This window comes from Sulfitobacter sp. KMM 9851, from assembly GCF_057178245.1.
The window spans coordinates 3,480,903-3,493,330 of record NZ_CM169991.1 but is presented as its reverse complement, the minus strand read 5'-3'; the positions used below and the strand labels follow the sequence as shown (position 1 = coordinate 3,493,330).

Genomic DNA, 12,428 nt, shown 5'->3' with positions numbered 1-12,428 from the left:
CGAAGCGAATGGGGGACGGAAAAGATGAGCCAGACATCAGACGCTATGGAACTTCGTGAGGAAGACATCGCCAAACATCTCGGTGTGGCGCAGTCGTTGATAGAAGGGTTCGACCACGCGCCGCGTATCGCCAAGACGGCCGAGGTGGCGCAGGCCGAACGCTCATCCGGCATCGGCACGCGGCGGCGGTTTCGCAGCACCACGCCGGGGCTGGTGACGCAGCGCCGCACGCCCGCCGGGGCGGTGCAGTTGATGGCGCGCGTTGATGGGGCTGATGACGACGCGCTGATGACGCCGCTGCAATCCACCGTGCTGCACGCCCTGCGCCGGGCCATCGCGATTGCGCTGGCTGTGGCCGAAAACGCGGCCGAACATTCGGGATTGGGTGATTTGAAACGCGCCAATCTCGAGGGGTCTTTGCCCGCCGCACGCAGGGCTGAATTCAGTGAACTGCTGGCCGCCGATGCGTTGGTGACGCTATATGTGTTTGGCAATGCGACCGCCTATTTGCTGTCGTCGCATCTGCCCGAGGTCGCCGTGGAGGTTGGCGATGTCGATGAGGTGTTGACCGACAATGGCCAGACCGCCCTGCACGGCGCATTGTGGGAATTGGATCAGGATATTGCGGCCCATGCGAGTGACGATGCCCGGTTGGTGGCCACAGTCGCCGCCTTTGCCGAGACGCTGATGGAAAAAGTCGCCCTGCGCGCCCAGACGACCCCCAGGCTGGAGGCGTTCAAATCCGCCACGTGGCGTGTCGAGGCCGATGATTTCACCAGCGCCGGGTTTTCGCCTGCGTCAAAGGCGAAATCGACCACGTTGACCATGACGTTCAAGAAACCCAATGAGGTTGTGGGCAACCACATCGCGAAATATCAGGCGATGAAGCTTAGCAAAATGCTGATGGCCTATGACTTTGAGCGCCGTCTGAACCCCTTTGCCGAATTGGGCGGGTTCATCTTTACGTTCATGGGCGACGGCGCGCCGGGGACTGGTAAAACCACGCTCATTCAGATGATGGCGGGGCTGGTGTCTGAGTATTGCACAAATGCGGGCTATCCGTTTCGCTATCAGAACCTGAGCACCGATAATATCGATAGCTATCAGGGCAAATCGGGCCAAAACGCCAAGGCGTTTATCAACAATATCATCGACCCGTCGGTGATCGGCTTTGGCACCATCGACGACATCGACCAACTGGCCGGCAAACGCGGCGACAGGCAGTCAAGCGCGGGGCAGTTGGAGATTACGGCGGTGCTGATGGAATCGTTCGCCGGCGCCAATACGGTGGTGCGCGGGAATTGTACCTTTGGGATGTTTTCCAACTATCCCGAAAACGTCGACGACGCCCTGCGCCAACGGGCCGGGGCGCGGTTTCTGGTGGATGGGCCGCAGACGCGGGAGGATTACATCGACATCCTGAACCTGCTGATGGGCCGCAACCACGACATTCCGCTGGGCGATCACGAGGCATTCGCCGCGCAAGAGATCAAACGCGCGGTGGCGGCGAGTTTTGAGGGGCATGCCCATCCGCATGAGGACGGCCTGCTGCGGGTTTATGATCAGGTATCGGCCAAGATCGGGGCGCTGGATACGATAGCGAAGCTTGGGACCTATCTGAAGGCGATCCAAGAGGCCGATCCGCGGTTTACCGGCCGGGCGATCAAGAACATCACCGACGCGGTGAAGGTGCGGGCGATGGATTTTGAACTGCCGGACGAATGGATGGCCGAGCCGGATTTGTTCCTGTTCAAAGGGTATGACGAGAAGCTGGCGATGATCAACGACATGCGGCAGCCAATCACGGTGGAGATGGTGATACAGGAGATCAACCGCTACGCGGATTCCGAGTTTAGGTATGCGGATAAGTCGGACGAGGTGGCGATTGAGAATGCGGTGCGGGAGATGCAGCGGATGGAGGCGGCGAAGAAGCGGTATTTGAGTGGGGGTGAGGGGTGAATCGAACTAAAATTGAATTTCTGGAGTTCAAGCTGGCTTGGGAGGAACTAGAGAAGTTGCCCGCAGATCAAGTCGCGGCATTCTCAATGTTGAGTTTTGCAGTTAGTGAAATAAATGTACTTCGTAAGAGTTACATATCTATCTCCCATCCTTATATTAATGAGAAGGGCATTGACAGCGCAGGTAATATTAACAAGTTTTTAATATTGCGAACGTGGAGCTCAAAATTATTTGAGTCAGTTGAAACTCTTAATAAAATTCACCGCAAAAAAGAAACTAAAGACGAAGAATTGCTGCAGATGGCTCGTATTGCTAGTGAGAGCTTTGATGTGCTGAGTTTCGGGGGAGGTGCAGATGTTGCGAGGCATATCCGAAACGAAGCTTCACATCACTACTCGTTTAAGTCAGCGAGAGAAAACCTTAAGCACGCATTTAAAAGTGGGGATTATAATTTCTACACGCACGATACCGGTGGAAATGACTTCTATCCAATAGGTGAGGAGGTGATGTTCCAGGCGAGGTTAAATAGGAAATGGGTAACCACGCCCTCTAAGGCTGAGCGAAACAAGCTATTTTTGGAGTGGTTAGATTTCAATATTATAGCCACTGACTGGCTATTGGACGTGCATGCAAAGTTTGCCAAAAAATTTATTTTTGAGCCGCTAGGCCGTTGTGATTTGACACCAGTTTCCTATGATGTGCCGAAAGAATTTGTCGGAGACCTATCAAAGAAATTGACACCGATTTTCTACGTGAAGAATCCCGAATGAAACGCCTCATCCGCCACGGTCTCATGTTCGGCAATCTATTCCACGTTGCCTCACCCGCGCTGGTCGATCGCTATAACCGTGCGCTGCATCACCTCACCGGCAAACGCACCGAACTGACCGATTTCCATGTCGATATCTCCGGCTTTTCCCCCGAGGTTGGAGATGAGTTGGGTGACCCGCTTTACCTCAACCACGCAGGTGTGAACCGCCAGTTTATCTTGTTGAGCATGGAGCAGCGGCATTGCCCGTTGCTGCACATGAAATTCTCCACCTCGCGCGGCATTCTGCAACAGTTTATTGCGGAAAACGAGGCGCAGTTGTTTGCCTTGACGGCGCGTGATGCGGTGGCGGGGGAGTTGGTGAATTCGGTTTATGATGTCGGATCGCCGAAACGCCTGTTCGACATTCGCCGCATTACCATCGACGCCGATACCACCGCTGGCACCGTGCGCGATGCGGGTAAGTTGGGTGATCTGGTGGATCGGTTCAAGACCGAGCCGGACGGCTGGTTTGACGATGTGCTGATCGTCGACATGATTACACTTGCCGGCAAAACCGGCGACGTGGTGCGCAACCCGGTGACGTTAAAACAGATGTCGTTTGATCAGCGCAATTTCTGGACGGCGCATTTCGGTGGGCTGTATCTGTTTCAGGATCTTGAGCATCCAGCGGTGATCGCGCCCGGCGGGAAGGCGGGGCTGGACGATCTGCCGATCAAGCATGTGTTCGACGCGACGCAGCGTAATCAGGTCGCCAAATTCTTTGAACTCAACGGCCTCACCGAAACCATCATCGAGGCGCGGGGGATCAATTCGGCCGCGATCCTGCGGCAGAAGATGGATTTTATACTGGTCGATGCGGTGGCCGACAGGCAAGTTGATCTGACCGATTGCACCCGCGCCGATATGCGCCGGTTGGCGCGGCAGCATCATGATAAGCTGCCGGAGGAGTTTCATACGCTTGGTGCCTTGGTGAACTGGGCGGAAAATGGTGGGGCTTGGCCGCGCATAACCTCTGATCATCCGGCGTATTTCTATACGCTGCGCGCGGCACGCGGCAAGGACACGGCGCTGGTGAACATGCTGCTGGCCGAGCTGGCCCCCAAGGACGCGCGGCAGATGTTTATCTGTCACAAGGAGTTGTTCTACCGCACCTACGCCGGCTGGCCTGAGAACAAGCGCGCTTATGTTGCTGAATTCCTTGCCGCCGAGTATCAGGTGGATAAGGCAGGTGCGCGGGCGGCCCTGTTCGGGCATGATGCGGCGATGGAAGAGCCGGTGGCGCAAAAGCCTGCCCCGGTGGATGATCTGATCGCGCGGGTCGGTCCATGGGGCGCCGTAAGGGGGAGATAGGATGCTTGCACTGCTGCGCCTGATCGTCATGGGCTTTGTTGTTTTGACGGTGATCTATGTCTGCCTGTCGTTCTATTCGCGGTCGGTGCGCAAGGGAAAGCTGCTGCAGAAGTGGGACGCCGGGCCGCGCAAGGTGGACCGCGACACATTTGTGCAGCGCGGGCTAGAGAAATACGACGGCTCGATCCGGCGCAAGCTGATCCTGGGCGTCTATGTGGTGCCGGTGGTGCTGATCGGGGTGGTCATCTACCTCACGAATTTTTCCTGAAAGGGCCTCGATATGGCGATTGTTAAATGGGTGTTCTGGGTCACGGTGTGGCTGCTGGTGGGGGCGTTTTTCCATTATACCTTGCCGCAGGTCGACATCGTGCGCGTGACGGACACCTATGAAAAGCGGATGGACTTCGGTGAAAATTCGATCTTTTGGGCGGCGGCGGATGTGGGCACCGATGGCACGGCGATAAACCGCGATGTTTTTTTCATCCAGACACGTCGGGCGAAGGGCGATGTCATGGTCTATCGCAACGAGGACACGGGCTGGGGCTGGCCGCCTTATTTCAAGTTTGACACGTCGAACCTGCAGGCCGAAGCGGCGGACGCCAAGAGCACGACCGGCGCGCCGCAATATTATGCGCTCAAGCACTATGGCTGGCGCAACGAGTTCATGACGATCTTCCCCAACGCCATCTCGGTCCGGGCTGTCGATGGTCCAGACGCGTCCAAGGGGATACCGTTCCTGAACATCTTTATCCTGACGCTGTTCTTTGCGATTGTTTATGCGATCTGGGTGCGCTGGCGGCGCTTCCGCATGGCGCGCATCGACCCGACGCTAGAGGCGATTGAGGATGATTTCGCCGATCGCCGGGGGCGGATGTCGCGCTGGTTGGACACTTGGAGAACAAAGAAGTAGGGCCAGCGTCAGCCTTTGTTCAAGGCTGACGGGCTAATTCTTAATCCGCAAACAGATGGTCCGTGACCGCGATCTCGCGGGCTTTGTCTTCCGGGATCATCAGGAATTGGCTGAGCGCGGCAGCGTTGGTCGCCTCGTCGGCGGATTCGCGTAGACGGTGGTGGTTTTCGAATTGCGCGTCGCGGATGCGGTCGCTTTCGTGCACCATATCATTGCGAATGGTGGGCAACAGCCGTTCCAGCGTGTCGTATGACGTCTGTTCACCGGCAAGGCCGACGCGCGTGGCGTGGCCGGTCAGGTAATCATCGGAAAACTGACATTCAATCTCCAGCATCCTCGTGACTGAGCGGTCAGAGGCAAAGTCGTTCAGCAGGTCAAGGTTACCGGGGTCCATGCAGACGATCAGCCTGTCGGTCTCGTAATAGTCAAACAGCATCCGCATCAGCGCCCGGCGGTGGCGGGTGCGTTTTTCAAGCGTGTTTTGGATGCCGCCGAGATCGGGCAGCGGCGTGTCTTCCTCGTTGAACAGATATTCGATGGCAGGCACGTTTGTGACCTGCCTGATCCGTTCCAGCACCCGCTTGGCGACGTGCCATTTCTTGCAGATGACGATCAACAACTCGCGCTCGCGGCCCAATGTGGATTCCGTTTCCCAGAACCGCGTGGCAAACCGCCGTCCGATCCGGCCCCGACCCGATAGGAACTTGAACAGGCTGCGCCCTTCGTTACTGATCTGGAATTGCACGCCTTGGGCGGCATATAGCAGGCCAAGCCGACGCTTGAGATCCTGGGCATCCGGGCTGATCTTGCGGGCAAAGAGATAATCCTGACCCAGCAAAAGATCGTAGTGGTCGTTGTAGAAATTCACCGGCATTCCGTAATCGGTGAACATCAGGAAGGTCAGCGTGCGGGTGCGAATTTCTTCCTCTGGCACCAGGTGGCGCACGAGAGTTTGAAAGAAGGTTTCGTCCGGTATCCATGTCGTGCGGAAAAACCGCACCACATCGCGGCGCTGTTTCACGAAATCCAGCAGCCATTCGATCGTGCGGCGGCGCAGGCACCACCACTGGCTGCCAATCTGGATTTGCAGGTCAGCAGGTATTTCGCGTGTCAGCCCGAGGCGCTTTTGCAGCTGGAACATGCCGTAGAAACGTTTGCGCTGAACGCGTTCGTTGAACCAGTGGCGATAGATCAGCCTTTCTTCTTTCCAACCGGTCTTGATCCAGTCGCTTTCGAAGTAATCATAGCTTTCGATAAAGTCTGCATCGTTGTCGTCTAGAAACTGGTGCGTGTATTCCGCCGATTTGATGGCCATGCAATCGCCTGACAGCATGTAAAAATGCGTGGCGCGGGGAAACGCTTCGATCGCAGATTCCACTGCGCACAACGTTGCCCGCACCAGAGACCATTCGCCCCAGCCGCATTTGATGCGTTTGCGTGCGAATGTTACATTCGGATTATCGGCAAGTGTCTCTGAAATCAGTTGAAACGCGGCAGGATCGGCGGAGGCGTCAAAGTGAATGGCCATGTAATCGCCCACTGCCGTCAGCCGCTCTGCCTGCCTGATAATGGCGGCTGGGTCTTTGTGACACAGCAGGATATAGGCAATCTTGGCCATACGGGGAAACGATCCACCTCTTTGCGATTGATTGTTTACCTAGATAATGGTGAAGACTGATTGAATAAACAGCATAAATTTGCTTTTTTAAGGCAACGCCAAACTGTTGCCAAAAACAGTCAGGGTCAGCAGGAGGCAGATCAGCATGGGTTTTCCCGGTACGTGGATGACAGAGAGCGAAAGCGTGGTGTACCGTGTGGTGCCCAAATGCGCCTGTTCGACTATCGGTCAGATCATGTTTTACTCAGACCACGGCACGTTTTTCGACGGCGACATTCACGATGCACAGTCCGGGATGCACAAGTGGGCGCTAGAGCCCTCCCAAGAGCCGATCACCCGGAATGTAACCGGGCACCAATCTTATGCCTTTACCTGCGTGCGCAACCCCTACACGCGCATCCTGTCGTCGTTCTTTGACAAAATCTGCGGCATCCAGCGCAATGGCAAACGCTATCGCGGCAACCTTGTGCCGCTGTTGATCCAGAAATACGGGATCGAGGTGGGCGGGGAAGACGGCAAACAGGAATTTGACCAGATTGCCAGCTTTCGCCGTTTTCTGCTGTTCGCCCGTGATACAATCCGGTGGCGGCGGCCCATGGACCCTGACATCCACTGGTCGGCCATGTCAGGCCATGTCAGCACCTTCATCGTGAACGGCGGCACCTATGACAAAATCGTCTGGACCGAAAGCTTCAACGATGGGATGCAGGACGTTCTGGATGCGATTGAGACACCTCATGCAGTAAAACTGGCCGAAATTCCCCGCTTTAACGAAAGCGAGGGCCACGGCCCCAAACGCCTGCACCCGGTCGAGGATTACTTTGACGATCTGTCGATGCATCTGGTGCGCGAAATCTACAAGCGTGACTTTGAGCTGTTCAAATATGATTTCGACAATCCGGGCAACAAGATGCCCGTTGGCGAAATTGATCTGGGTGAAGTCCACGCCAAGCTGGGTGATTAACCCGGCGCGCGTGCGCTTGCGTCTTCCCGATCACCGCGTAACGGCAGGGCGTTTCCCTTGCCGTTACTGCACGGCCATCATCGCCTCGACGATGCGCGTGGTCGCCGCTTGGCTGCCCTTGGCCGACGGATGGATCATGTCGCCTGCGTGAAACGATCTGTCCCCATGCGGTACCATGTCGGCAAGCGAGACAAAACTGACACCGCCATCGCGTTTCGCCATCACGGCAACGCGGGCTTCCAGCGCATCACCGGCGGCGCGGCAGTGTTCGATCGGTGATCCCACACCCGGGCTGCGCAGATAGCCAACATAAAGCACCTGCGCCCCCGAACGGCGCGCCCGTGCCACCAGCGCGGGGATATAGCCGCGCGTGCCATCGGGCGAAATCAGCCGGTTCAGACGATCCTTGCAGCGGGTACAGCCACAGCCCAGCCACAGGTCATTGCCGCCGCCATTCATCACGACCCAATCCCAGCGACCGGGGCGGTATTGTTTGGATATGTTAAGCCCCAACGCACCTGTGATCGGCAACTTGTAAACAAAACGCGCACCTGTGGCCGCCCGTGACTGCACCTGCGCCCCAAGATGACGCTCGATCAAGTCCGGCACGGCCAGATCATCGCTGCCATTGGACGTCATGAAGCTGTCGCCCATCACCAGAACCTGGATCGGTTCCTTGGCATTTGCGCACAAAGCGCTGATCATCAACAACAAAATGCTTAGTTTGGCGGCTAGGATGCGCATGATATCGGCCTTTATGCTGCTGAGCGACTCGCGGGCGCTTTGTGCAGCATAGGGTACGGCCCGGCTTCACGCACGCTTCAGGGTTGAAAAACTGTGTTCTGATTAAGGCAACAATGTGGTTAACGGATTGGGGTGCAGCCTGATCAGAATGCCGTGTCTTCCAGATCGAAGTCCATGTCGCGGTCCCAGGCGGCGGTGTTGTACAGGGGCCGATAGTAGTCGATCAGCGCGCGCTCCAGAAGATAGGCCATCTCGCGCCCGCCGCTGTCGGTTACGTCGATTGGCGAAACCGCCCAGCAGACGTGGATAAAGCGATCGTTCGATGCGGTGTTTTTGGTGGCGGCCCCCATGCCCTCAATGCCCTTGATCCGGGCAAACGACAGCCGCAGCTTGCCTTCGTGCTTCATGCCAGCGGCCTTATGTTCTGTCACAGAGGTGCGCAGGTACGATCCCAGCCGCTGATACAGCCCGCCCTTTCCGGCCGCGATGCCGATATAGAGGCAGTGATCCACGTTCGGCGCACGCGCCCCTTCGACGAAGGCATAATAGCCCGGCACGCGCGGAACGTCGCCGCGGGCGCCATGTGTGGCGGTTAGTTGATAGATGCTGTGAGGTTTGCTCCAGACAATCTGCTGAACCCATGTACCGGCCACCGCGTATCCCTCCTGCTTTGTGGGAAATCAAAGCGGTTGGCGGGCTGTCTGTCAACGGCGGCTTGTGGGGAATAGCACGCGGCCATCTTGCGCCGGGGCGGGGTGCGCTCTACATCCAGTGGCATGTCACAGGTCAAGTCGAACACAAAATCCGATCCGAACTACAAGGTGATCGCTGAAAACCGCCGCGCGCGGTTTGATTACGCGATCGAAGATGACATTGAATGTGGCATCATCCTTGAAGGGTCCGAGGTAAAATCCCTACGTATGGGCGGGGCCAACATCGCCGAAAGCTATGCTGCGGTCGAGGAGGGCGAGCTTTGGCTGGTCAACTCCTATGTCGCCCCCTATGCGCAGGCCAAGACGTTTCAGCATGACGAAAGGCGTCGGCGCAAGCTGCTGGTGTCGCGCAAGCAGATGGCGGACCTGTGGAATTCGACACAGCGCAAGGGGATGACGCTGGTGCCGTTGGTGATGTATTTCAACCATCGTGGCATGGCCAAGATCAAGCTCGGCATCGCCAAGGGTAAGAAAAACCATGACAAGCGCGAAACAGCGGCCAAGCGTGACTGGTCACGCCAAAAGGCGCGCCTGCTGAAAGATCATGGCTGAGCAGCTGACGCTAATCGGTTTCCGCGACAGTGTTTATACGCGCGTTGTGCGCATGGCGCTGATCGAGATGGGTCTGACCGCCGAGTATATCGAAGTGAACCCTTTTGCCGATACGCCTGATCCCTTACTGGCGGCCGCCAACCCGTTTGGCCGGGTGCCTGTGCTGCGTCACGACGATTTTACGCTTAGCGAAACAGCGGCCATCTTGCGTTATCTCGACACGCTCAGCGCCAATCCTTCACTGATACCCCAAGCGCCGCATGCTGCCGCCCGCATGGCGCAGGTCATCGGGATCGTCGATGCCTATGTCTATGTACCGATGGTGCGGCAGGTGTTTTCGCACGCGGTCTATCGTGCGCAACATGGTCTGGATGTGGAGGCGGCAAAGATCACCGATGGTTTGGCGCACTCCGTGCCGGCACTGCGCGCGCTTGACGCAATCGCCGCCGAAGGTCTGCAACTGGCATCGGGCGCCTTTTCGCTGGCCGATCTGCAGCTTGCGCCGATGATGGCTTACTTCACGATGGCACCCCAGGGGGCGGCGGCGCTGGCGAGGTATCCCGCACTTGCATCTTGGTGGGCGCAGATCGCGCACCGCCCCAGTCTGCGTCAGACTGACCCCTTTGCGCAGGATTGACGGCTTGCCGGTGCCGCTGCCCTTGCCAGTATGACGCGGCGGTTATAGTCAGGAACAAAGCGCGCGACGAAGGAGGCCCCAATGGCCGACGATCCCAAGACATTGGTTTCAACTGACTGGTTGGCGAAACACCTAAAGGACCCCGATCTGCGGATTCTGGATGGGTCGTGGTATTTGCCCGATGCGGGCCGCGATCCCCAGGCCGAATACGCCACCGATCATATCCCTGGCGCGCGGTTCTTTGACATTGATGATATCTCTGATGCGCGGTCTGATCTGCCGCATATGGCGCCCCCGGTTGAAAAATTCATGTCGCGCCTGCGGGCTATGGGCGTAGGCGACGGGCATCAGGTGGTGGTCTATGACGGGGCGGGGTTAATGTCTGCCGCGCGCGTCTGGTGGCTGTTCCGGCTGATGGGTCAGGAAAACGTGGCGGTGCTGGACGGCGGATTGCCGAAATGGCAGGCCGAAGGTCACCCAGTAGAAGACATGCCCCCGATCCCGCGCGATCGCCACATGACCGTGCGGTTCCAGAATCATCTGGTGCGTGATGTGACACAAGTGGCCCATGCGTCCAAACTGGGTGATCCGCAGATTGTTGACGCCCGCGCGGCCGCGCGGTTTCGCGGTGATGCACCTGAACCGCGCCCCGGCCTGCGGGCGGGCCATATCCCCGGGGCACGCAGCGTGCCCTATACCGACCTGCTGAACGCCGACAAGACGATGAAGACCCCCGACCAGACCCGCGCCATTTTCGAGGCGGCGGGCGTGGACCTGTCCAAGCCCGTGATCACCTCCTGCGGCTCTGGCATCACTGCCGCTGTTCTGGCGCTGGCGTTGGAACGGATGGGCCACCAGAAATGGTCGCTTTATGACGGGTCGTGGTCCGAATGGGGCATGTTCCCCACCGTGCCGATTGCCACCGGCGCCGCCTGATATTCCTTTTTCCCCAAACCGGAGACTTTCTTCGCCATGTTCGAGACGCTCAAGGCTCAGCCCGCTGACAAAATCCTCGCCCTAGTTCAGATGTACCGCGACGACCCCCGCGCGACCAAGATCGACCTTGGGGTGGGCGTCTACAAGGATGCCAGCGGGCTGACGCCGGTGATGCGCGCCGTCAAGGCCGCAGAACAGAAGATTTGGCAGGATCAAGACAGCAAGGCCTATACCGGATTGGCGGGCGACCCTGCGTTTGCGGATGCGATGGTTTCGCTGGTGCTGGGCGATGCCGTGCCGCGCGGCAATGTCGCCGCTGCGGCCACACCCGGCGGCACCGGCGCCGTGCGCCAGGCGTTTGAGCTGATCCAGATGGCCCGCCCCGAGGCGCGTGTCTTTGTCTCTGACCCGACATGGCCCAACCACCTGTCGATTCTGTCTTATCTGGGCATGGATGTTGTCAATTACCGCTATTTCGATAGTGAAACCGGTGGTGTCGATTTCGATGGCATGATTGCGGACCTAAAAACCGCCAAGAAAGGCGATGTGGTTCTGCTGCACGGCTGCTGCCATAACCCGACCGGTGCCAACCTGAACGATACCGAATGGCAGGCCGTTGTTGACGTGCTGCTGGAAACAGGTGCCGTGCCGATGATCGACATCGCGTATCAAGGCTTTGGTGACGGGCTGGAAGCCGACGCTTCCGCCACCCGCAAGGTTGCCGCTGCGGTGCCTGAGTGTCTGATCGCGGCCAGCTGTTCGAAGAACTTTGGCATCTACCGGGAACGCACCGGTATCCTGATGATGGTGGCCTCTGATGGCGCGCAGGGACTGAACCAGGGTACATTGGCCTTTCTTAACCGCCAGAACTACAGCTTTCCCCCCGACCACGGTGCGCGCATCGTGACCACAATCATGAACGACCCCGCGCTAAAGGCCGACTGGATGGCCGAATTGGAAGACGTTCGCAACGGTATGCTGGACCTGCGCAGTCAACTGGCCGCAGAATTGCAGCGGCTTGCCGGGTCTGATCGCTTTGGCTTCCTCGCGCAACACCGTGGCATGTTCTCGCGCCTTGGCACGACGCCTGACAAGGTTGAGGCGCTGCGCCAGAAGCACGGGATCTACATGGTAGGTGACAGCCGCATGAACATCGCCGGGCTGAACCGCGACAGCGTGCCGATCCTTGCCAAAGCGATTATCGACGTCGGCATCTGAAACATTCCTGGCTGTGAATGCGTTACCACTCTGACACCTGTCGGAGTGGAGCGTT

Annotated in this window: 13 protein-coding genes; 10 read left to right on the top strand and 3 right to left on the bottom strand. The window is 57.9% G+C overall.

All coding sequences use genetic code 11. The features are described from left to right. The first annotated feature begins 24 nt into the window (after positions 1 to 24). Genes AC1965_RS17360 through AC1965_RS17340 form a run of 5 tightly spaced genes read left to right on the top strand, consistent with a single transcriptional unit; the run spans position 25 to position 4,991 of the window. Positions 25 to 1,959, top strand: coding sequence for an AAA family ATPase (locus AC1965_RS17360; RefSeq protein ID WP_483885080.1), 1,935 nt, complete (start codon positions 25 to 27; stop codon positions 1,957 to 1,959). After that, positions 1,956 to 2,729 carry a hypothetical protein gene (locus tag AC1965_RS17355; protein WP_483885079.1) on the top strand — a complete coding sequence of 258 codons (774 nt, stop codon included), beginning with the start codon at positions 1,956 to 1,958 and terminating at the stop codon, positions 2,727 to 2,729. The genes AC1965_RS17360 and AC1965_RS17355 overlap by 4 nt, the downstream gene beginning before the upstream one ends. Further along, the gene (locus tag AC1965_RS17350) at positions 2,726 to 4,081 is read left to right on the top strand and encodes a DUF6638 family protein (protein ID WP_483885078.1); all 1,356 of its coding nucleotides are present in this window, start codon (positions 2,726 to 2,728) and stop codon (positions 4,079 to 4,081) included. The genes AC1965_RS17355 and AC1965_RS17350 overlap by 4 nt, the downstream gene beginning before the upstream one ends. Before the next feature lies 1 nt (position 4,082). Further along, positions 4,083 to 4,349, top strand: a complete 267-nt coding sequence (locus AC1965_RS17345) for a hypothetical protein (RefSeq protein ID WP_483885077.1) — start codon at positions 4,083 to 4,085, stop codon at positions 4,347 to 4,349. A 12-nt stretch (positions 4,350 to 4,361) separates the two neighbouring features. After that, positions 4,362 to 4,991 (top strand): DUF1523 family protein, encoded by a 630-nt coding sequence (locus AC1965_RS17340; protein ID WP_483885076.1) that lies wholly within the window; start codon positions 4,362 to 4,364, stop codon positions 4,989 to 4,991. A gap of 40 nt (positions 4,992 to 5,031) precedes the next feature. Here the strand turns inward: AC1965_RS17340 and AC1965_RS17335 are convergent, their stop codons facing one another. Continuing rightward, positions 5,032 to 6,609 (bottom strand): DUF5928 domain-containing protein, encoded by a 1,578-nt coding sequence (locus AC1965_RS17335; RefSeq protein WP_483885075.1) that lies wholly within the window; start codon positions 6,607 to 6,609, stop codon positions 5,032 to 5,034. A 145-nt stretch (positions 6,610 to 6,754) separates the two neighbouring features. On the opposite strand from AC1965_RS17335, the gene AC1965_RS17330 reads away from it, so the two are divergent. Continuing rightward, positions 6,755 to 7,573 carry a sulfotransferase family protein gene (locus AC1965_RS17330; protein WP_483885074.1) on the top strand — a complete coding sequence of 273 codons (819 nt, stop codon included), beginning with the start codon at positions 6,755 to 6,757 and terminating at the stop codon, positions 7,571 to 7,573. Between the two features lie 63 nt (positions 7,574 to 7,636). Here the strand turns inward: AC1965_RS17330 and AC1965_RS17325 are convergent, their stop codons facing one another. Next, positions 7,637 to 8,317, bottom strand: coding sequence for an SGNH/GDSL hydrolase family protein (locus AC1965_RS17325; RefSeq protein WP_483885073.1), 681 nt, complete (start codon positions 8,315 to 8,317; stop codon positions 7,637 to 7,639). A gap of 143 nt (positions 8,318 to 8,460) precedes the next feature. After that, the gene (locus AC1965_RS17320; RefSeq protein WP_483885072.1) at positions 8,461 to 8,970 is read right to left on the bottom strand and encodes a GIY-YIG nuclease family protein; all 510 of its coding nucleotides are present in this window, start codon (positions 8,968 to 8,970) and stop codon (positions 8,461 to 8,463) included. Positions 8,971 to 9,093: 123 nt separating this feature from the next. Between AC1965_RS17320 and smpB the strand changes: the two genes are divergently transcribed. The 4 genes from smpB to AC1965_RS17300 all read left to right on the top strand — a co-directional run bounded on the left by smpB (position 9,094) and on the right by AC1965_RS17300 (position 12,373). Then, a complete protein-coding gene (gene smpB / locus AC1965_RS17315; protein ID WP_483885071.1) occupies positions 9,094 to 9,582 on the top strand; it encodes an SsrA-binding protein SmpB in 489 nt (162 codons plus the stop codon). Beyond that, a complete protein-coding gene (locus AC1965_RS17310) occupies positions 9,575 to 10,219 on the top strand; it encodes a glutathione S-transferase family protein (RefSeq protein ID WP_483885070.1) in 645 nt (214 codons plus the stop codon). The genes smpB and AC1965_RS17310 overlap by 8 nt, the downstream gene beginning before the upstream one ends. Positions 10,220 to 10,300: 81 nt before the next feature. Further along, positions 10,301 to 11,155, top strand: a complete 855-nt coding sequence (gene sseA / locus AC1965_RS17305; protein WP_483885069.1) for a 3-mercaptopyruvate sulfurtransferase — start codon at positions 10,301 to 10,303, stop codon at positions 11,153 to 11,155. 36 nt (positions 11,156 to 11,191) lie between these two features. Next, complete coding sequence (locus tag AC1965_RS17300) at positions 11,192 to 12,373, top strand: amino acid aminotransferase (protein WP_483885068.1); 1,182 nt, start codon at positions 11,192 to 11,194, stop codon at positions 12,371 to 12,373. Positions 12,374 to 12,428: the final 55 nt, after the last annotated feature.

Excerpts from the sequence above, each read along its gene's own strand:
- AC1965_RS17350 (WP_483885078.1), top strand. The coding sequence starts at position 2,726 with ATGAAACGCCTCATCCGCCACGGTCTCATGTTCGGCAATCTATTCCAC.
- AC1965_RS17300 (WP_483885068.1), top strand. The coding sequence starts at position 11,192 with ATGTTCGAGACGCTCAAGGCTCAGCCCGCTGACAAAATCCTCGCCCTA.
- AC1965_RS17325 (WP_483885073.1), bottom strand. The coding sequence starts at position 8,317 with ATGCGCATCCTAGCCGCCAAACTAAGCATTTTGTTGTTGATGATCAGC.
- AC1965_RS17360 (WP_483885080.1), top strand. The coding sequence starts at position 25 with ATGAGCCAGACATCAGACGCTATGGAACTTCGTGAGGAAGACATCGCC.
- AC1965_RS17310 (WP_483885070.1), top strand. The coding sequence starts at position 9,575 with ATGGCTGAGCAGCTGACGCTAATCGGTTTCCGCGACAGTGTTTATACG.
- AC1965_RS17340 (WP_483885076.1), top strand. The coding sequence starts at position 4,362 with ATGGCGATTGTTAAATGGGTGTTCTGGGTCACGGTGTGGCTGCTGGTG.
- smpB (WP_483885071.1), top strand. The coding sequence starts at position 9,094 with ATGTCACAGGTCAAGTCGAACACAAAATCCGATCCGAACTACAAGGTG.
- sseA (WP_483885069.1), top strand. The coding sequence starts at position 10,301 with ATGGCCGACGATCCCAAGACATTGGTTTCAACTGACTGGTTGGCGAAA.
- AC1965_RS17335 (WP_483885075.1), bottom strand. The coding sequence starts at position 6,609 with ATGGCCAAGATTGCCTATATCCTGCTGTGTCACAAAGACCCAGCCGCC.
- AC1965_RS17330 (WP_483885074.1), top strand. The coding sequence starts at position 6,755 with ATGGGTTTTCCCGGTACGTGGATGACAGAGAGCGAAAGCGTGGTGTAC.
- AC1965_RS17345 (WP_483885077.1), top strand. The coding sequence starts at position 4,083 with ATGCTTGCACTGCTGCGCCTGATCGTCATGGGCTTTGTTGTTTTGACG.